Here is a 19170-nt window from a genome sequence, read left to right on the forward strand (position 1 = left end):
TTTGAGCGCGTCAAGGCTGTAACACAGGCAGCGCAGGATGTTTTGCTCGACGCCCATCCGCTGGGTGGGAGCGCACTCGTGAAAGATAAGCGCGGTATCTGCCATCAGCTTGCCAATGAAGACCGTCTAAAATGGACGAAGTAGCGCGCGACCAGTTTTCGCTGACTTTCAACGGTCCCCTTGAGGCAGGCGTTCGCGCGGTCGCGGTTCTGGGCTTTGCATTTCCGCGCGCCTATGACATCCAGCGGCTGACAGCGTTCGACTATCTGCTGGTCCGAACGCATCAACTGGGCGGACCCGACGACCTTCATCCGGCAACGCCGATCCAGACGCCGGCAACGGAAGTCCGGCGCCGTGTGGTTCAGGACGCGCTACACTTGATGATGACCCGCGACCTGGTCGTGCGCGTCGTCGACGAGAACGGAATCTCCTATCGCGCCGGTGAGTCGGCCGCGATGTTCCTCGATTCTTTAGAGACTCCCTACCTGACTGCCCTGAAGAGCCGCGCGGACTGGCTTGTCTACCATCTCGCCGACTATACGGATTCTGCCCTTGATGCATTGATGCGCAAATTTTTCGATACCTGGGTCGTGGAGTTTCAGAACGTCGAACGAAGTCTGGGAGCACGCGCATGACAAAAGGTCTACGTCTGCGGCATCTCAGTTTTCACGGACCGGCGCGCGAACGCGCGACCATAGCCCTCGGTCCAGGCCTCAATATCGTTCACGGCGCGTCGAACACCGGAAAATCCTTCATTGTCGACGCCATCGATTTCATGCTCGGCGGTAAGGGACCGCTGCGCGATATTCCAGAGCGGGTCGGCTACGACCAGATTCTGCTCGCAATGGAATCGCTGGACGGGCATCAGTTCACACTGGTGCGAAGCACCGAAGGCGGAGCCTTTCGCCTCTTCGAAGGTCTTTATTCCGACACGCTCCCCGAGGGCGAGGGCAAGACGCTCGCCGATATCCATAGTGACCGAAATGAGGAAAACCTCTCGGCCTACCTGCTCGCAAAGCTCGACCTCGCCCATAAACGCGTGAGAAGGAACAAACGCGGCGACACGAACAGCCTGAGCTTTCGCAATCTTGCCCGCCTGGTGATCATCAACGAGGAAGAGATTATCCAGCAGCGCTCGCCGCTCTCCGACGGCAACTATACGGCCGACACGACCAACACTGCCGTCTTCAAGCTTCTGCTCACCGGAGTCGACGACTCCACACTCGCGACCATGCAGCCGCGTACCCCGGAAGAACAAAGCCGCAGCGCCCAGCTCGACCTGCTCGACCAGTTGATTGAAAGCCACCGTCGCCAGGTCAAAGAACTGGCCGGTCCGCCCAATGAGCTGGAAGCCCAGCGCGAGCGGCTTGATGACTCCATGCGATCGCAAAGCGAGCTTCTTGCCGTTACCGAATCCGAGTTCAAGGACGCCGCCGGACGTCGCAGAGATATCGCGCGCCGCGTCGAAGAAGGAAGAGACCGGCTTACCGAAATAACCTCGCTCCTGGACCGCTTCACTTTGCTCGATGCGCACTATCGGTCCGATACGGACAGATTGCGCGGCATTGAAGAAGCGGGCAGCCTTTTTGCCGCCCTTGGTGCCGGCAACTGTCCGTTCTGCGGTTCGGCTCCGGAACATCATCGCAAGTCCGAATGCGATTTCGATGTCGACAAGGCGGTCGCCGCCGCTCAGTCAGAGATACGAAAGATCGAACTGCGTCAAAGCGAGTTGACGCAGACGATTGGAGCATTGCGCAAGGAAGCCGTGAGCTTCGAGCGCCGCCTTCCGGCTCTCGAGGAACAGCTTGCATCGGTGTCCGGCGAGATCGATCGCGTCGTCGCTCCCAATCTGCGCCAGCTCAGAACAGCCTACAAACAATTGGCCGACAAGGATGGTGAAGTGCGCGAAGCACTTGCGATTCATCGCGGCTTATCGGACCTTGAGCATAGAAAGGCCGCGCTGGAGCGAGAAGGCGATCAGTCCGGCGATGGTGGCAATAGCCTCAGCGATGTCGATCTGCCCAGCAGTACCGCCGACAAATTTGCGACGATCGTTCTATCCACACTGAAAGCCTGGCATTTCCCCGAGATCGACCGCGTTCACTTCGATGCCAAGACGCGCGACCTTGTCATCAACGGCAAAAACCGCACCTCGTTCGGCAAAGGCTTGCGCGCCATCACGCAGGCAGCGTTCACGATCAGCCTTCTCCAGTATTGCAGGCAATCCGACACCCCGCATCCCGGTTTCGTTGTCCTTGACTCTCCCCTGCTTTCATACCGGGAGCCGGAAGGAGACGGAGACGATCTCAGCGGCACCGACCTGAACTCACATTTTTTCGAGTTCCTTGCGAAACTGGAAGACGACAGGCAGGTGCTGGTCATCGAAAACACCGACCCACCAGCCGACATTCAAGCCTCAGAGCAGGCAGTGAAATTCACGAAGATCGAAGGCGTCGGTCGCTATGGGTTCTTCCCGGTCGATTCCGCGCCGCCGGCCCCGTAGTCAAGGCTGGTCCCTCAGAGCTGCCAGCATAATAATGCGATGGCTGCCAGCGCGGCGATCATGCAGACCACTATAACCTTTGCAAGGTCAGTCCTTCTTGCGTAGTTTGTGATGGGGCTCGCTATGCAGTTCGAAGCAGCTTGGAGATTTGACTCGCCCGGAGAAATTCCGCGCGCCGTGGTGAACGAGTTCAACTCGCTCGTCGGCATCATCACGTCGCAAGGTCCTTCGCGAACGTATCCTGGAGCATTTCAATAGCTATTTTTCCAACTCGTATGGAGCAACCGCATATTCGAGCTCGGATGTAAGTTGGGCAGAATCCGAGCTTTACAACAGCATGGTTTCTGCGAGGCAGAACGCACCGTTGTTCATTGATGCGTTCTACGAGGCATGCGAGGCTTGCGGCAACCCTGACATCGCTTTGCCGGACGTAGCCCGCCTGTATCGGATACTCGCCGAACACAATGCCGGATCCCCGTTCCGGCGTAATATGAATCGCTCGACGAAAAGGCGCAGAAGATTATCAGCGAGTCCTTCAGGCAGTCGGAACTACTGCTTGCGGAAAACCGACCGGGGCAAGCGGTAGGGGAAATCCTATGGCCGATGGAATTAGTGATGACTGCCTTTCGCGGGCTGCAGGCACGCGAAGCAACCGTCGAAGGAAGATATTTCAACAAAATCGCGAATGAACTCAGGCGCCACCAGAAGGGATGCTGGAGCAGGTTCTGAGCTCGCTTGGCGCAATTCACGGCTACCTTTCATCGCCAACGGGCGGCGGCGTCCGCCACGGCGCCGAACTCAAATCTAGCATCACCATCGGACCTGCCGATGGCAGGCTCTATTGCAATCTCATCCGCAGCTATATCATTTTCCTCATGTCCGAGCATGAGCGCCTTAGCCGCGAGTCGGGAGACCAGCGTTGAGCCAAACTGCCACCAGCGCCAGCGCTCGGTCCGAGTTTATCGCTCCGGGCAAAACAAAGGATGATTGGACGAAGTTTGCCAAGCAGCTCGGGCCCGGCGGCGACGGTGACATGTGGGCTGAAGCTTTCGACAAATTTCTGCTCGGCAGACTCCGTAGCCGCTATCTCCAGCCCATCGCGATGGTGCGGGATAAAGGTGAATGGGAGGGCGAGGGTTTCACCATCGTTTCGATTCAGTGCGCGCTAATAGAGTTTCTTGCGGCAACCCGCGCCGGCAAGAACTATCGTCACAGGAACGCGCAACCGCCGCACGAATATCAGAAGAGCGGCGAACTCTTTGTTGATTTCGTAAGCGCCCGGTGAAGGCCGTCTTGCGAGGTTGAGACGAACATCGGAAGTCCTAGTGCAAACACTAGGAGTAGTCCTATGACGAAGCATCCGATTGAAGTGATCACGTCTGTCGAGCGCCGACGTCGCTGGTCTCGGGAAGACAAAGAGCGGCTCGTTGCAGCCTGCCTTGAGCCAGGTGCGGTGCTTCCTGAGATCGCACGTGGGGCCGGTATCCATGTCAGCCAGCTCTTCCGTTGGCGCAAGGAGCTTTGCCAAATCGAGGAGCCGAAGACGGAAACGGCGAGCAGGTTGGTGCCGGTGATCGTGTCCGAGGCCGCGCCTCCAGCCTCGCCCATTCCCTCGGGACCGCCCGCCCCATCGCAGTCCCGCCGGAAGCGCAGCGATGTGATGATTGATCTGGGTCGGGGCCGTCGTATCCGCGTGGACAGCGACATCGATACCGAGGCGCTGGGCCGCATTCTCGATGTCGTGCTGGAGCGGAGATGATCCCGGTTCCTGTTGGTGTGAAGGTCTGGCTGGCGACAGGCCATACGGACATGCGCAAAGGCTTCCCCGGTCTATCGCTGATGGTGCAGGAGACGCTGAAGCGCGATCCGATGTGCGGCCACCTGTTCGTGTTCCGCGGTCGCGGTGGTGGCCTGATCAAGGTCATCTGGCATGACGGCCAGGGAGCCTGCCTGTTTACGAAGAAGCTTGAACGCGGACGCTTCGTCTGGCCGTCGGCGGCAGATGGCTCGGTGGTGATCACACCGGCGCAGCTCGGTTATCTGCTGGAAGGCATAGACTGGCGGATGCCGCAAAAGACTTGGCGGCCGACGGCGGCAGGATGAGCAAAAACACCGGATTGGTGGGGGCGAATATGATTCCATTTAGCCATGAACGGTGCGACCGGACAGCTCCCTGACGACCTTGCCAGTGCACTTGCATTGCTGGCCGACGAGCGTGCCCGGCGCATCACTGCCGAAGCTGAAGCAGCGACCGCCAAGGCGGAAGCCGCCAGTGCCAAGGCGCTCGTGTCACATTCAGAAGCGCTGATCGCGCGGTTGAAGCTGGAGATCGAGAAGGTTCGTCGTGAACTTTACGGCAGCCGGTCCGAGCGCAAGGCGCGACTTCTCGAGCAGATGGAGCTGCAGCTCGAGGAACTCGAAGCCGACGCTGGTGAAGACGAACTGGCGGCGGAGATTGCTGCCAAGGCCTCGACGGTCCGGGCGTTCGAGCGAAAGCGTCCATCACGTAAGCCGTTTCCCGAACACCTGCCGCGCGAGCGGGTCCACATCGCTGCCCCGACGAACTGCCCGTGCTGCGGTTCCGCCAGGCTGTCGAAGCTCGGCGAGGACATCACCGAGACACTGGAAGTCATCCCGCGTCAGTGGAAGGTCATCCAGACGGTGCGAGAGAAGTTCTCCTGCCGCGAATGCGAGAAGATCACGCAGTCGCCCGCACCCTTCCATGTGACGCCGCGCGGCTTTGCCGGACCGAACCTGCTGGCGATGATCCTGTTCGAGAAGTTCGCCCAGCATCAGCCGTTGAACCGACAGAGCGAGCGCTATGGCCGAGAGGGGATCGACCTCAGCCTATCGACACTGGCCGACCAGGTCGGTGTTTGTGCGGCGGCGCTGAAGCCCATTCATTCGTTGATCGAGGCGCATGTTCTGGCCGCCGAGCGGCTGCATGGCGACGACACCACCGTGCCGATCCTGGCGAAAGGCAAGACCGACACGGGGCGCATCTGGACATATGTCCGGGATGATCGACCGTTCGGCGGGCAGTCACCGCCCGCAGCCCTCTATTATGCCTCACGAGACCGGCGGCAGGAGCATCCCGAGCACCACCTAAAGACCTTCACCGGCATTCTGCAAGCGGATGCCTATAGCGGCTACAATCCACTGTTCAAGGTTGACCGCGATCCCGATCCGCTGAGGCAGGCACTGTGCTGGGCGCACTCACGTCGCAAGTTCTTCGTGCTCGCTGACATCGCCACGAATGCCAAACGCGGCAGCCGTGCCATGCCGATCTCGCCGATGGCGCTGGAGGCCGTCAAACGGATCGATGCCCTGTTCGACATCGAGCGGGAGATCAACGGGCTTGCCGCCGACGAACGCCTGGATCGCCGTCGCGTCGACAGCCTCTCACTCGTCAAAGAACTCGAGGACTGGATGCGGACCGAGCGGGCAAAGCTGTCGCGCAGTTCTCCTGTCGCCGAGGCTATCGATTACATGCTGAAGCGTTGGGACGGCTTCACGTCATTCCTGGAAGATGGGAGAATTTGCCTGACGAACAACGCAGCCGAGCGGGCGCTGCGAGGCTTTGCTCTCGGAAGGAAGTCATGGCTCTTCGCCGGATCGGATCGTGGTGCTGATCGCGCAGCCTTCATGGCGACGCTGATCATGAGCGCAAAGCTCAACGACATCGATCCGCAAGCCTGGCTTGCTGATGTTCTCACCCGTATTGCCGACATACCTGTCAAACGGCTTGAGAAGTTACTTCCGTGGAATTGGCAGTCAGCTAAATTTACCCCAAATGCGGAAAGGCCGCATAAATTCGAAACGTCAGGATGTCATAGTGAGACACGGAACCACAAAATTTTCATTCCAGCAGGTTGATGTTTTTCCTCCAGAGCTTTGCTAGGTAACCCATTGGCGGTTGTCATCGGAGCGGATTCCTTGACAGCGTCTGAGATGGCTGCTTTCGCAAGGTGGACGAACCTTAGCGAAACGACCTTCCTTCTACAGCCGAAGTCGGCGGATGCCGACTACCGCGTTCGCATCTTCACGCCTGCTGCTGAATTGCCCTTCGCGGGCCACCCTACCTTGGGGAGTTGCCATGTGTGGCTGTCCTCCGGCGGGCGACCAAAGAGTGGTGACATTATCCAAGAGTGCGAAGCAGGACTTGTCCGCATTCGGCGTGACAATGAACGGCTTTCTTTCGAAGCCCCCGAGCTACGCCGCTCGGGCCCGGTGGAACTCGACACGCTAACGCGAGCTATCAAAGGTCTGCGGTTGGCCTCTGATGTCATCGTCGACGCCAACTGGGTGGACAATGGCCCTGGCTGGCTTGCTGTCCTACTACGCTCCAGGACTGATGTCTTGGCGCTACGCCCGGATTTTGCCGTGATGTCCGGATTGCGGGTCGGGGTTGTTGCTCCCTGGGACCCTATGAAAGAGGGGCGGAATGCGAATTTCGAGGTGCGCGCCTTTACCGCTGCCGGTTTTGAAGATCCTGTAACCGGCAGCCTGAACGCTGGGATCGCCCAATGGTTGATAGGAAACGGCATCGCGCCCTCGTCTTACATTGCCAGCCAGGGTACCGTCCTTGGAAGGGAAGGACGTGTTCATGTGGAGCAGGTCGATGACCGGATTTGGATCGGCGGCGACGTTAAGACTTGTATCGAGGGCGTTGTAGCCCTTTAATTTGAACCAAATTAGTACTCGCGGCCAACGAAGTCCCCGCCCGATCAGGCCGCCTAACCTGCGGCCTTCTCCGGATGGTTACTTGATTTCCTGCTTACGACGGCACCCTTCGACAAACTATTTTCAAAGGCACAGGCCGAGGATTTCTACACAAAATGTCCGCTGTGCGCTTTTGCATGAGGCCAGAACGAAGGATGGGTGGATTATCTGGGTGACCGGAGCCATCGCCGTCGATTGCCAAAGGAAGATCGTCTATCGCGACAGCTTCCAAGCCGTTGTCGAAGGCTACATCAACGATTACGGTATCGCACTGACGGTCGACGTATCGCTACAAGAGGCCTTCCTCAGAAAGTTCAATGATCTAGCTGCTTGACGGCGTCTTCCGCTGTTGCGGACCGGGCACCTCGCGCAGCTCTATTCGCATCCATCAACAGCAAACCGTACAAGGCTCGTAATCAGTCAGCAATCTGTTCGCGCAGACTGGGTTCTATTGTGAGAGTTTCGTCAGAGAACCGGTGTTTCTCGATGTCATTCATAATACCTTAGCCGGTTTCAGCCGGCCAAACTTTGGATGCCATTCTCGATCCCGGCGGGATCTGATAGCAAGGTAGCGTCCAGACGCTGTCGTGGAGGATTGGATCGGGTCCCGGGTCTCTCCGGCCGAAGAGATTGACGCGCCAGCCCTTGTGGTCCGTCGAGGCGTCGTAACGCCGCTTCGGCACGAATTCCGCAACCCACCATTTCCAAGTCATGGAGTCGTGGATTGGAAGGTCGTACTTTTCGGCATCGGCCGCGATTTGTTGAAGCAGGTCGGCTTTGGCCGCGTCTTCCAACAACAACCCATGCTTTTCCGCTTCCTCGAGCATCCAACCTAGTGCAATGCGTGACAGTCCGCTTTGACCTTCCCTATAACCGCCGCCGACGTCACCATGGGCGCCGGCAAACCATATCTGCCGAACGTCCTTACCCTCAGGCGTTGCGGCAAGGTTGGTGCGAAAAAATGCCCGCCTCTCGTCCAAAGCGACGGCATGACGCAGCACCGCGATATCCGGATTGTCGTGCGTGTATGGCAGAGCCGCGGGTGAACCGATCCATCCAACGGAACTGACCGTGTCCCAAACCCCGACGAAATGCGGCCGACAATCTGGGGTCGCAAGCTCTTGCCTGAAGTCGGCTGCAAGCTTGAAGTAGGCGTCGCGGCGGTCTTTGTTTTCGCGTGCTTTACCGATTGCCCAAAACATATCCACCAAATAGGGAACCAGCGCGTCGTTGCCGGGCATCAGAAGGCCATACATCTTGATGAGGGCAACCAGCGCACGCGCAGTGTAGGCGCCGCGGCTGAAGCCGAAGACGAACAGATTATCCCCTGGGCGGAAATGCGTCATGATGAAAATATAGGCGTCGACGATGTCGCTCTTCAGCCCATAGCCGAAGGCAAGCCCGGCGACTTTCGCAAGCTTGGTGCCAAAACCCGTGAGAAAGCCGGGTGGGGCCTTGGTGCCGACCCCAGGATGGTAATAGACGAGCTGGCGATCGCGATCCTTGCGGAGAATGCGGCACAGCTTGGCGACATTAGTACGGTCTTCGCTGAACTGGTTGGAGGTTCCGTCGCAGCAGATGACGAGGTTTCGACTGCTGGCCAGCGGACCTGCCGGAGGGAGGGCTGGCATCTCGCTCATGACAGATCCAAGGAGGTTTCGTGGAAGAGCTCTTTCTCATTCAGGCTTTGCGTTGTGAAGAGCGCGCTTTGGCGGTCAAGCGCCTGCACTAGTGTCTGGCGAGGAACCTCGGTGCGCCGTTCTTCGTCCCCATGCTTGTGAGCCATCGTCGACATCAAGGTCTGGAGCCGATCTGGATTGTCTTCGACAGACTTTCGGTCAAAGAGATCCCAGAGCGATTTCGGTGTCGCGTTAAGGCTGCCGTGATGGCCGACTTTGTAGAGATCGACCTTTTTGAGTTTCTCCCGCACGGCAGCCTGGCCTAGCGCAAATGACCAATTTTCGATCTGCGCATCGCCCGGAAAAAGAAGGCTCTTCGATCCACAGCGAAACAGTAGGATCAGGCTCGTATTGTTCAACACATTGTCCAGGATGCGTACGAGTCTCAACATCTGGTCGGCGCGTAGGCGCTTCGCTTGACTGATGATCCAACGAGCATCTATCGGGAAACGGCCAGCGGTCCGGTCAACTGTAAAATCGGGAAAGAGTGGAGCAACCCTTTGCACTTTTGTTGGGCCGAGGGAGGACGCAGCATTAGCCATGAGGTGCCAGAATTCGTCCTGGTCACGGCTGCGCTGCTTGGTGATTTTTTCCGACTGCTCGATTGAGGGTGGTCCCAGGATGTCGATCTTGATCCCGGGCAGCAGGTCTTCAAGCGCAGTCTTATCGCCAGCTTTCGCATATTCTCGCGTGGCCGACATCGTCATCAGGTTTTCGACGGCATCGAGATTGGCGAGGTTGTTCTCGCCCATGAAAGAAAGCTCCTGGCGTAGCGAAGGCGACAGATAGCGTACGCGCTTGACCTCGCTGAAGATCGCGCCAGCGACCTGCTGCATGGCGGCCAGCGAGGAAACATGATGAGCGGAGAGCGATACTCCTGGCGGCAACGGACCCTTGGCATCGACGGCTAGTTTCGGATCCTCTGTCCACGGCTGCAAAACCAGTTCCGGTTTCAGGTCCGCGATCGTCTTTCCGGATGATGGTCGCTGCTTCTTCGTCGCAAAGCCGGAAATATGGTCCTTGTGGCGGTGGGTAGCGACGACCGCCAATCTCTGGTCTTTCGTCCGCTCGGCAATGTTATTGGCGATCAGCTCGAGCTGGTTTTTCGGGACGCCATCAGGCAACCCGGTCGAACCGAAATCAATCAGGACATGCCGCTGCTCGTTCGGGTATTCGAACGAGAGCAGGAAGCAGTCGCCAAAACCCACTTGGTAAGAAATGATGACTACGCGGCTTGGCTTCATCCGGCCCTCTCCTGCACACCGCTTCGCGCGAGATGCAGAGCGGAGAAATTCCCTGCCCTGTCATTCTTCGTATCCAGGAGGCCCTGCTTCCAGAGATAAGCGAGCCGGTCCCCTTGTCGCTTCTTGTCGCCTCGATCCTTCAACAGATGATTGGCGATCTGATACTTCAGCTGGCCATATTCGTCGAAGATCAGCGTTCCGCCGCCGAGCAGCCGCAAAGGACGCCAAAATCTTATGCCGTCTGGGACGTCGACGTTGAAATCCTGACGAAGCTCGCCGGCCGTGACTGTCAGGACCTGCACATATTCGGCGATCGTCTCGCGCAAAACGAAACCGTCGGGCGCGATGCGCACGCTCGGGCGCACGGATTGCACCTCGATGTAACCGATGTCGCCGATCTTTAGCGTTCTTCGGTTTTCCCACACGAAGCGGAACACCTCCTCGTTATCCCGTAGCATCGAGTCGAAATGCGTCCGACTGTAGATCATTTCGTCGTCGCAACGCAGCCAAGTTCCGTCAGCGGCGGCCCGTTTGCTGGGAAAGATGCCGAAATCCTTGAAGTTCGCCAGCAACGCGCCCCGGTAGCCATAGCGGTCGTCGGGGACGACTTCACGGTCGACGGTTAAAAGAGCGGAGAGGTAGTCGGAAAATGAAAGATCGATGGGTGGGCAATAGTCGATGGCACGAATGGCCATGGTCATAAGATGGTCTGCGGCACGCGCACCTTCCTCTATGACCAGGGACCGATCCTTTTGCCCGTCGACGATCGTACCGATGCGGTTCAGGCGACTGATCCAGATGTCGAGGAATGAGCGCAACATGGCTGCAACGAGCAGCTCCCCGCGTTTGTGAACCTCCTGATATTCTGGATCATCCATGTAATTCTTACCGGGCGGCAGCTTGATCGAATGGCGCAGCGCGCAACCTCGGACGCCACTCATTTCTTGTCCCATTTCGTCTGCCAGGCGGAAGAGGACCGAATTGGCGAGCGTGTCCCTTTCGAGCAGCGCTTGGTCGATCAATGCTCCGCCGGCCATTCCATCGAGTGCAGCGCCGACGACATCAGGAAGCGCAAAAATGGAAAGCAGCGCGACGACGTCTGCAAGACCCTCATGAAAGGCGCCCTGATCCGGCGACGACGGTTCGAGATACCGCGAGCGCAGTCCATCTAGGATCGCGTGCGTCGTTTCGTGAGCGATGACATCGTGTGACAGACAGGAAAATACTGTGTGCGTGTTGTCCTGTTTGTCGGGAAAGCTTTCGAAATATCCGAAAAACAACGATCGATCATCGCGCGAGTAAAAAGCGTTTGGCTCGGCGAATGCGTGTGGCAAGATGTTGAGTTGATGGCCCTCGCATCCCCATTGCACCCGCCGGCCAAGGGCAAACTCGAAGCGAGCCAGAATGCGCATAGCAATTGCATAGACGTTTTGAGCATGAAACCGCGGATCAGAAAGAAGCGTTTCGTCCGGCGCTTCCTGAAAAGGGTCAGTGTACTCCCCTTCGAGCCCCGATGATAAGCTCGCCGGCTGATACAGGGCATTAGCCGTCGCATCATAGTCTACGACGACAACCCTGTAGCCGCGTGGACCCGGCAACAGTTCTTCGGCGGGAACATCAATCGATGCTCTAACAATCCGATCGTCAACTTTGACAGATGGATCCTGGGCAATGATTGACAGCTGCCGGCTGCTACGAAGGCTATGTCGCGTCCCCTTCACATTGCGCATGCGCACCCCCTTCCGTAAAGACAAGATGGCGATAAACTTCTAAGAAAAGCAACTATCGGACTGCACATTGATCGCGATAAACTCCTCCCACTCGGAAAGCCTTGGAGGACACCGAGACGCTCCTTGCAGCCACTGTCGGTGATCCGACCGGCAACTTCGCAATCGACCGCAATTACCTTATTGCCGCGTCGACTCAGCCGAATGGTTTCGACGGCACGGCATAGATCCTCTCCCGGGGCGCCGGAGCTGACTGCGGTTTTGGTACCGATGAGCGAACAGCGGGCGCCCAATTTCTGCAGCGGCGAGACAGCCCAGCAAAGGTGTGACCCTCGTGCCAATAGAGTTGTCTAGCATTGGCGAATTCCATGATTTACTACCGCAGCCTGAAATCGACTGCATATCCGAATGCAAAACACATATTTCTGTTCATAACCCTCAAAAGGGACCAAATTCATCCGTGCTGATTCGCCTTTTCAGCCTTCGTCATTATTAGATGCAGACTGCATATGGAAAGTACCGCTCAACTCTCTAAGACACTGCGACATGAGCCTATTCCCTACTTGGCGTGGCACCCTCAATTTCCCAGCACTGCCAGATCGCGGCCTGAAGGTTGGCGGCAATCGTATCGTTCAGCGCGTTTTTGGCGGCGCTTCCACGAAGGCACAAATCTCACCGTCACAGATCAAGGGGCACGATCTCATCACTACGGAGCTCCGTCCTCCGTACCGTGAGATTCTCTTTCGCCGAAAGGGGGCGCGCCGGGTATCCACGACGCTGCCAGTGGTCGTGGCACCAAGCGTCGACGACCCCGACAACCTTCCTGAGACCTTTGAGATCCAATGGGATTCCCAAGGCGAATTGGCGACATACGCCGACACGCCGGAAAAGGTCCTGCAGTCATGGATCAACAGATTCGATTTTCGGACCGAGGACGAGGAGCACGACCTCCCGGGCCTGCGCACTCCGCAGATCGGCGCGCTGCACGCGATCTCCGCCCATTTTGCAGTCGGCTCCAGTTTTGAACCAGCCTCCATCGTCCTTCCGACCGGCACCGGCAAAACAGAAACCATGCTGGCAACGCTCGTCTACCGACGGCTTGGACACACACTCGTCCTCGTTCCCAGCGATACACTGCGAAGCCAAATCGCCGGCAAGTTCATTAGCCTTGGCATCCTGCCCATGGCCCAGGTCATCACGCACGACCTCGCCAAGCCTCGTGTCGCAATCATCACCACTGGCATAAGGTCGGCGGATGAACTGGATTCGATCATCCAGAACGCAAATGTCATCGTTGCCCTTCCGAACGTCCTCGAGGCCTCGGACGCCGCGGTAGTCCGCCGTCTTGCAGACGCATGCTCCGACCTTATCGTCGATGAGGCCCACCACATCACTGCCAGGACGTGGCAGGGTGTTCGGGAGCACTTCGCTGCGAAGCGTATTCTCCAATTCACCGCGACGCCGTTCCGGCGCGACGGCAAGCGCGTCGATGGCAAAATCATCTTTAATTACAAGCTCGGTGATGCCCAGGCCGCCGGCTACTACCGCCCTATAAACCTCAAAACGATCGAAGAATACGGGGACGAGCAAGCCCGCGATGTCGCAATTGCCAATGAAGCCATTGCGACGCTCCGCCATGACCGGGACGACCTGAAGCTCGATCACCTGCTGATGGCGCGGACGTCGTCAAAGGACCGGGCCGAAGCGGTGGGCCGCATCTACCAGCGCCTCGCTCCGGACCTCAAACCGGTCGTCGTATACTCTGGTCCCGGGCGCAGCTTGATCAATCGCGAGGCTATGGCCCAGCTCTTCGATCGAGGAGCCGATGGAGCCCGGATCGTCATCTGCGTTGACATGCTGGGCGAAGGATTCGACCTGCCATACCTCAAGGTCGCGGCCCTTCACGACACGCATAAGTCGCTTGCCGTAACACTTCAGTTCATCGGCCGCTTCACCCGCAAAGGTCCCGCCGACAAAATCGGCGAGGCCACGGTCGTGACCAATGTTGCCGACCCTAATGCAGAAGTAAAACTCGCCGACCTCTACGCAGAAGGAGCCGACTGGGATCTGCTCATCAAGCGCTTGAGCGAGGAGAGAATTTCGCAGGAGCTGCGGCTGCAGGACGTGGTGCTTGCCCTCAAGGAGTCTGGCGATCTCCATGCCAACCTTTCGCTTTGGAACCTCCGGCCGTCACTTTCAGCACAGCTCTTCCGGACGAAATGCGAGGATTGGAACCCCTTGGCCTTCGAGTCCGTGCTTCAGAAAGACTCAGAGAGTTGGTACGCGCTCAGTGAACAGGACAACGTTCTGGTCGCTGTGGTGTGCCGTAATAGCGATGTGGCCTGGGGCAACTACCAGAATGTGTACGACACGATCTACGACCTCTTGATTCTCAGGTGGGACAAGGTTGCTGGAGCGCTTTGCCTCTTTGCGAGCGACTACGACGCGTTACGGTCCGAGAAGCTCGCCAAGGCGGTCACGAATGACGAGACAATGCTGGTCTCGGGCACGCCCATCTTCAACATTCTCAACAATGTCGAGCTGCCACTTGTGAAGAGCCTTGGTTCGTCGCGTATCGGTGCGATCAGCTTCACCTCGTATTTCGGGCCTAACGTCACCGAAGGACTCGCCAGCATCGAAAAGGCCGAGTCCTCGCTCAACAACCTTGCCTGCCTTGGATACGAGAACGGAGAGCGCGTCCTCTGGGGAGGAACCCAGCGCCGCGGCAAGGTCTGGCAGCAAAAATCCGGGACGATATCGGACTGGATAGAGTGGACCGCCGCGACGTGGGCGAAGGTCTCGTCCGAAGTTGAGAGCGAGAGCAACATTGTCCGCGACTTCCTTCGTCCGGAGAAACTGGCGAAGCCGCATTCCGCATGGCCGATATCGGCCCAATGGGGCGAACAGGCGCAAATGCGCTTCAACGACCGGCAGTTCGTCATCTTTGGTTCGTCAGAAGTCCCAGTTTTCGCCGTCGATCTGAATCTCGGTGATGTAGGACCGAATGGCGAAATCGTTTTCCGTATCGAAACCGACAGCGCGACATCCGAATACGCCCTCGTCATCAACGAGGAGATTCCAGGTGGCTACCGCCACGACCATATCTCCGGCCCCTCGCTCCGATTCCGTCACGGGACGCTGCCGGCGGTCCCGCTGGAGGAGTACCTCCAGAAGGATCCTTTCATCGTTCGCTATGCAGACGGGACTTACTCGTACAACTGCTACCACATTCCAGTGAGGCTGGACGCTGGTCTCTTTCACCGCGACAAGCTGGAGGCGTGGAACTGGGATGGCATCGAGCTGAACAAGGAGTCGATGCACAAGACAGGCGACCAGAAGACTATTCAGTTCCGGACGTTCGAGCAGCTCAAGGGCGAGTTCGACGTCATCTTCAACGATGACGGTCACGGCGAGGCAGCTGACCTCGTGTGCTTGAAAGACGTAGACGAGAACACAATCCGGTTGTGCCTCGTCCACTGCAAGGGCGCTCATGAGGCGCGGGTGTCGCAGGATATCCGCAACTTTTACATCGTCTGCGGCCAGGCGCAGAAGAGCATCATCGCGAAGCATGCCGGGCTTCCGACACTCTATCACGACCTGAAAAGGCGGCAGGAAACCTGGGTTCGCGAAGGCTATAGTCGCTTCCTGAAGGGCGAGATGAAAGACCTTTCCTATTTCAAGGAAAAGTCGCGCCGCGCGAGACTTGAATTCGAGATGATTCTTGTCCAGCCAGGAGGTTCGGTTGCCTCCATCACCGATGACGTTTTGCGGCTGCTGGCAACGACCGAACTCTATCTGCTCAAGACCACCCAGGCGAAGTTCCGCGTCGTGCTCTCGCCCTAAGGGCGAGTCACCCTATCGATCAAATGATGAAGGCGATGACCACGGAGCCTAGCTTCGAACAGCTGAACAAGCGCTGCGAGCGCAGCATCGCGAAGATGAGCGACGCCCAAGCGATCGTCCACATTGGAGAGTTGATCGACGACGCGTTGGACGGGTCTTTCGAGCGTGGCGCTAAGCGCGCGCTCTATCTGCTCGGCGACTTGTCCAATCGCGAACTCACTAACACTGATAGGGCACTGATCGAGTATTTCAGAGCCAATGCTTGGGCGGCGCTATCGCACATAGCGAACGTTCGACGATCCTGGTCGTGGGAGGCGCCGGAGCGGCAGGCGGAATTGCTTGCGTTGTCGCGAGCCTCAAACCATCCGGGCTTCGCGGGCCTCGACAAGGTCCGGCGGTGCCAAATTCTCACCAACCACGCGAACCTCCTCCACGAGGTCGGCCGCTCGATCGATGCGATCGCCATCTGGGATGCCGCTCTGAAGATCATCCCAAACTTCGCAATGGCGAGCGGCAACCGCGGCTCTGGACTCAAAAGCTATGCCGGCATGGTGGTCGATAACCGCGAGCGCGCGATCCTGGCTCTGCACGCATTCGACGGCCTTCGTTCGACGGCGGTCGAGGGTGCAGTTTATGATTCAGCCGATCCACAACCCGCAATCGCCCATTTCGCCAATCTAGCGACGGAACTCGCTGCGGCTGTCAATATCGACGCGGTCCGGGCGATGCAGGACTTAGATCGTGGCGATGAAGGCCGGTCGAAGACCGAACGTGCCTATCGTCGCTGGTGCCTTAAGCACCGGCTCTTCCTGTGCCCCTTGAACGATATTGGACCGCATTTGGCCGCAGCGACCGACGACCTGATGCTGCCGGCCCTAACCGAAAAATTCGGCGAACGCCCCGACGGCCATCTACCTCCTCCGATCGTCGGCTTCTTCAGTCAGATGAAGCAGGAGTATGCGTCCGCGCGCTTTATGCTATTCGAGGGGATGAGCAGCACGAGAGTCCATTTCTCTGACCGCGCCGTCGCGCTCACCGACACGCTTGACTATCCCCTATATTCATTGGCCAGTGAGCGGGTCCGCACGGCCTTCCGCACCGCCTATTCGCTGCTCGACAAGGTCGCCTTTCTCGTTGATCGCTACTGGGGTCTAGACAAGGTGCCGGACAGGATCAGCTTCAAGAACGTGTGGATGGTCGAGAACAAGGCGCGCTTGCTGCCACAGTTCGAGAAGCTGGACAATCTGCCACTGCGCGGCCTCTTTTGGTTGTCGAAAGAGCTGTTTGACGATCAACTCAAGCAGACCACAGCGGCCGATGCCGGGGAGTTGCACGGCATCCGCAATGCGCTGGAGCACACCTATCTGCGGGTGAGCGAGGGGTGGGCCAAGCCATTCGTGATCAACGGGACGAGCAACAATGGCTTCGGCATCGCCATCGGAAGTGACGAACTCGAAGCCAAGGCAGTCCGCGTCATGCAGATGGCGCGATCCGCACTATTCTACATATCCTTCGCGATCGGCGTCGAAGAGCGGAAGAAGCAACTTGCGAAGCCCGGCCGGCTGGCTGGCTCGATGCCGCTCTATGATCTCGACCACAGGCGGAAGCGGCGCGATTCATTCTAAGTCGGATTGAATAGTCGCTTAGAACGGCAGCTTTCGGTCGCCAGCACCAGACAGTCAGCTTTCGCGCTCACGAAAGAACTAAGCGGATTGGAGCGGTTCGGCGCCCAGTACTGAGGTCTCTGTCCCCTCGGGCACAAGAAGTTGGGTAAACGACCCCAATGGGAAATTGGATGGTATCTGTGAGCGAAGCGTCCCATCCTCCTCAAGCGAATGATGGGCGACGCCCGGTAGCAGCCGTGGGTCAAGAGGTTTCAGCGCGCGCGGGTTGTGAAAGATCGAGATGCCCTCTGCCCAACTTTCCCGGTACCTAGGGTCACGTATGTTTTGGCTCAGTAGCAGCGGCTCTGCTGCATTGGTGTCTGGGTTCATCCACATCCCCATGCGCACGATTTGCACCAGGTCGGAACCGAATCCAGCCAGCGCGCCCATTCGAGCGAACTTGGAAATGGTGCCGCTGTTGGAGAAGAGGACGGCTGAGACCTGTTCGGCATCCGGCAACCTGAAGAACCCCGACTCCACCTTCTTCTCGCCCCACACATGCCATTCCAGGGGTTGCGGGGTTACTACAAGTTTTCCGTTAGCGTCGTGGGCCCATTCATAGTCGTAACCGTAGAGGTAGCGCTGGAGCGCACTGCTGGTCCTGGTCATCGAAGCCGGAGACGAAAAGTCCTGAATCGCGAAGAGCAACGGTCGGTCTGCCACGTGCTCCTTCTCCCAGTACTTCTTCTTGAGCTTGCCGGTCAGCGGGCCAGCGAACTTGATCGGCATGTAGTCCTTCAGATGGGCGATCTGCTGCTCAGCTGTTTCCAGCGGCGGCTCGGGAACGACATTGCCTTGCTTGTCGCGAGTGGGATTGGCAGTCACTGCCTCTACGTTGAATTCGCCGAACGGACTCGCACAGCAGAAGTCGGGAACGGCATGGATGCGCCCAATCTCGTAGCTGAGCTCTGTGAACGCGGCGAATAGGTACAATTCCCAGATGCGTGCGTCGAACCCGGTCGTCTGGAATTGCTCGATGAAGTTGCCATCCGCGTCTTCGTACCAGCGCATCATTGGTTCGATGATGCCTCGGGCAGAGGAGTAGCCCAGCGCATCACTCAAGGAAACGAAGGCCGGGTTGAGGGAATGGACTTGCACGACGGGCGTGAAGAAATCCACGGGAGCGCCCCTCTCGTCAGCCTGGAAATACTCTTCGTCGGGTAAATGGGCTTGGCGCTCCATTTCGCGCCTCAAGTCGACGCGGCACCGATGAATGCTGTGGTGCCAGCCCGGAGTAGCCGATATCCAACGAAATCGACCACGCCGGTCTCGGCCGAACACCATGCCGCCGAAATCGCCGTCGGCTTTGTCGCGAACGATCATCCCCAAGACGCGCTCGTCACTATGCTCATACCAAGCAACCTCATCGCCGATGAGGCGAGCCCTGGGGGCGCGGGCGTAGGAGGCCAGAGCATCGAATCGAAGGAGTGTTAGCGGCTTCATCTCAAAAGGGCGGGCAGATGTTGGAGTGATAGACTGGTCTTCTTCTGCAGGCGTAGTCGAGCATCATAGATGCCTGAACGCAACGCTGTGGCTCACGCCGGTGGCACCAGCGAGAATCCTGATCCCGCGGGACAAGCGCGCCGGGTCACCCACGGCTTCACTGAAATCCTGAATGGCTAGGACTACGTCGCGACTCGAGGGAAGGTGCGCTGATACGCCGATCGACTTCTGCGGGCGAATTACCCTCGACTGATGTCGGCATCTGGCACGCGGCAAATCTGACCTCAACGTCCGACATGCGGCGCATTGCTGCCGCCAGCCGGCAACCGCTATTCGCTGGGAGGC

General features: G+C 58.2%; 15 protein-coding genes and 1 pseudogene. 12 read left to right on the plus strand and 4 right to left on the minus strand.

Features of this window, described 5'->3' with window-relative positions:
- Nucleotides 1–42: 42 nt before the first annotated feature.
- From MESS2_RS34015 to MESS2_RS32840, 10 genes and pseudogenes are all read left to right on the plus strand, one after another.
- The gene (locus MESS2_RS34015) at nt 43–144 is read left to right on the plus strand and encodes an ABC-three component system protein (protein WP_341872369.1); all 102 of its coding nucleotides are present in this window, start codon (nt 43–45) and stop codon (nt 142–144) included.
- Entirely contained in the window at nt 132–635 is a 504-nt protein-coding gene (locus MESS2_RS25730; RefSeq protein WP_008877498.1) for an ABC-three component system middle component 2, read from the plus strand. The genes MESS2_RS34015 and MESS2_RS25730 overlap by 13 nt, the downstream gene beginning before the upstream one ends.
- Nucleotides 632–2503 carry an AAA family ATPase gene (locus MESS2_RS25735; protein ID WP_008877499.1) on the plus strand — a complete coding sequence of 624 codons (1872 nt, stop codon included), beginning with the start codon at nt 632–634 and terminating at the stop codon, nt 2501–2503. Before MESS2_RS25730 ends, MESS2_RS25735 begins: the two co-directional genes overlap by 4 nt.
- Before the next feature lie 710 nt (nt 2504–3213).
- A complete protein-coding gene (locus tag MESS2_RS33595) occupies nt 3214–3426 on the plus strand; it encodes a hypothetical protein (protein ID WP_008877500.1) in 213 nt (70 codons plus the stop codon).
- Complete coding sequence (locus MESS2_RS25745; RefSeq protein WP_008877501.1) at nt 3423–3788, plus strand: hypothetical protein; 366 nt, start codon at nt 3423–3425, stop codon at nt 3786–3788. Before MESS2_RS33595 ends, MESS2_RS25745 begins: the two co-directional genes overlap by 4 nt.
- Nucleotides 3789–3851: 63 nt before the next feature.
- Nucleotides 3852–4262 carry an IS66-like element accessory protein TnpA gene (tnpA, locus tag MESS2_RS25750; RefSeq protein WP_008877503.1) on the plus strand — a complete coding sequence of 137 codons (411 nt, stop codon included), beginning with the start codon at nt 3852–3854 and terminating at the stop codon, nt 4260–4262.
- Nucleotides 4259–4606 carry an IS66 family insertion sequence element accessory protein TnpB gene (gene tnpB / locus MESS2_RS25755; RefSeq protein WP_008877504.1) on the plus strand — a complete coding sequence of 116 codons (348 nt, stop codon included), beginning with the start codon at nt 4259–4261 and terminating at the stop codon, nt 4604–4606. The genes tnpA and tnpB overlap by 4 nt, the downstream gene beginning before the upstream one ends.
- A 45-nt stretch (nt 4607–4651) precedes the next feature.
- Nucleotides 4652–6277 (plus strand): annotated as a pseudogene (tnpC, locus tag MESS2_RS25760) (IS66 family transposase); the annotation flags it as partial.
- A gap of 135 nt (nt 6278–6412) precedes the next feature.
- Nucleotides 6413–7186 (plus strand): PhzF family phenazine biosynthesis protein, encoded by a 774-nt coding sequence (locus MESS2_RS25765; RefSeq protein ID WP_008877506.1) that lies wholly within the window; start codon nt 6413–6415, stop codon nt 7184–7186.
- A 211-nt stretch (nt 7187–7397) separates the two neighbouring features.
- Nucleotides 7398–7559, plus strand: coding sequence for a hypothetical protein (locus MESS2_RS32840; RefSeq protein ID WP_008877507.1), 162 nt, complete (start codon nt 7398–7400; stop codon nt 7557–7559).
- A 169-nt stretch (nt 7560–7728) separates the two neighbouring features.
- Here MESS2_RS32840 and MESS2_RS25775 read toward each other — a convergent pair whose 3' ends face one another.
- Genes MESS2_RS25775 through MESS2_RS25785 form a run of 3 tightly spaced genes read right to left on the minus strand, consistent with a single transcriptional unit; the run spans nt 7729 to nt 11878 of the window.
- The gene (locus MESS2_RS25775) at nt 7729–8865 is read right to left on the minus strand and encodes a T6SS phospholipase effector Tle1-like catalytic domain-containing protein (RefSeq protein WP_008877508.1); all 1137 of its coding nucleotides are present in this window, start codon (nt 8863–8865) and stop codon (nt 7729–7731) included.
- Nucleotides 8862–10148: a ComEC/Rec2 family competence protein gene (locus tag MESS2_RS25780; protein WP_008877509.1), complete on the minus strand. Its 1287-nt coding sequence runs from the start codon at nt 10146–10148 to the stop codon at nt 8862–8864. Before MESS2_RS25780 ends, MESS2_RS25775 begins: the two co-directional genes overlap by 4 nt.
- Nucleotides 10145–11878 carry a gluzincin family metallopeptidase gene (locus MESS2_RS25785; protein WP_008877510.1) on the minus strand — a complete coding sequence of 578 codons (1734 nt, stop codon included), beginning with the start codon at nt 11876–11878 and terminating at the stop codon, nt 10145–10147. Before MESS2_RS25785 ends, MESS2_RS25780 begins: the two co-directional genes overlap by 4 nt.
- Before the next feature lie 543 nt (nt 11879–12421).
- On the opposite strand from MESS2_RS25785, the gene MESS2_RS25790 reads away from it, so the two are divergent.
- Together MESS2_RS25790 and MESS2_RS25795 are read left to right on the plus strand one after the other, a co-directional pair.
- Nucleotides 12422–15718, plus strand: coding sequence for a DEAD/DEAH box helicase (locus MESS2_RS25790; protein WP_008877511.1), 3297 nt, complete (start codon nt 12422–12424; stop codon nt 15716–15718).
- 26 nt (nt 15719–15744) lie between these two features.
- Nucleotides 15745–17343, plus strand: coding sequence for an LA2681 family HEPN domain-containing protein (locus tag MESS2_RS25795; protein WP_209436134.1), 1599 nt, complete (start codon nt 15745–15747; stop codon nt 17341–17343).
- A gap of 78 nt (nt 17344–17421) precedes the next feature.
- Here the strand turns inward: MESS2_RS25795 and MESS2_RS25800 are convergent, their stop codons facing one another.
- Nucleotides 17422–18711, minus strand: coding sequence for a hypothetical protein (locus MESS2_RS25800; protein ID WP_209436135.1), 1290 nt, complete (start codon nt 18709–18711; stop codon nt 17422–17424).
- Nucleotides 18712–19170 lie beyond the last annotated feature (459 nt).

Origin of the sequence: Mesorhizobium metallidurans STM 2683, from assembly GCF_000350085.1 — a bacterium.
Taxonomy (GTDB): domain Bacteria; phylum Pseudomonadota; class Alphaproteobacteria; order Rhizobiales; family Rhizobiaceae; genus Mesorhizobium; species Mesorhizobium metallidurans.

What these genes read in the sequence shown, in the direction of transcription:
- tnpB (WP_008877504.1), top strand. Translation starts at nt 4,259, where the DNA reads ATGATCCCGGTTCCTGTTGGTGTGAAGGTCTGGCTGGCGACAGGCCAT.
- MESS2_RS25730 (WP_008877498.1), top strand. Translation starts at nt 132, where the DNA reads ATGGACGAAGTAGCGCGCGACCAGTTTTCGCTGACTTTCAACGGTCCC.
- MESS2_RS25795 (WP_209436134.1), top strand. Translation starts at nt 15,745, where the DNA reads ATGAAGGCGATGACCACGGAGCCTAGCTTCGAACAGCTGAACAAGCGC.
- MESS2_RS25735 (WP_008877499.1), top strand. Translation starts at nt 632, where the DNA reads ATGACAAAAGGTCTACGTCTGCGGCATCTCAGTTTTCACGGACCGGCG.
- MESS2_RS25785 (WP_008877510.1), bottom strand. Translation starts at nt 11,878, where the DNA reads ATGCGCAATGTGAAGGGGACGCGACATAGCCTTCGTAGCAGCCGGCAG.
- tnpA (WP_008877503.1), top strand. Translation starts at nt 3,852, where the DNA reads ATGACGAAGCATCCGATTGAAGTGATCACGTCTGTCGAGCGCCGACGT.
- MESS2_RS25775 (WP_008877508.1), bottom strand. Translation starts at nt 8,865, where the DNA reads ATGAGCGAGATGCCAGCCCTCCCTCCGGCAGGTCCGCTGGCCAGCAGT.
- MESS2_RS25780 (WP_008877509.1), bottom strand. Translation starts at nt 10,148, where the DNA reads ATGAAGCCAAGCCGCGTAGTCATCATTTCTTACCAAGTGGGTTTTGGC.
- MESS2_RS25790 (WP_008877511.1), top strand. Translation starts at nt 12,422, where the DNA reads ATGAGCCTATTCCCTACTTGGCGTGGCACCCTCAATTTCCCAGCACTG.
- MESS2_RS33595 (WP_008877500.1), top strand. Translation starts at nt 3,214, where the DNA reads ATGCTGGAGCAGGTTCTGAGCTCGCTTGGCGCAATTCACGGCTACCTT.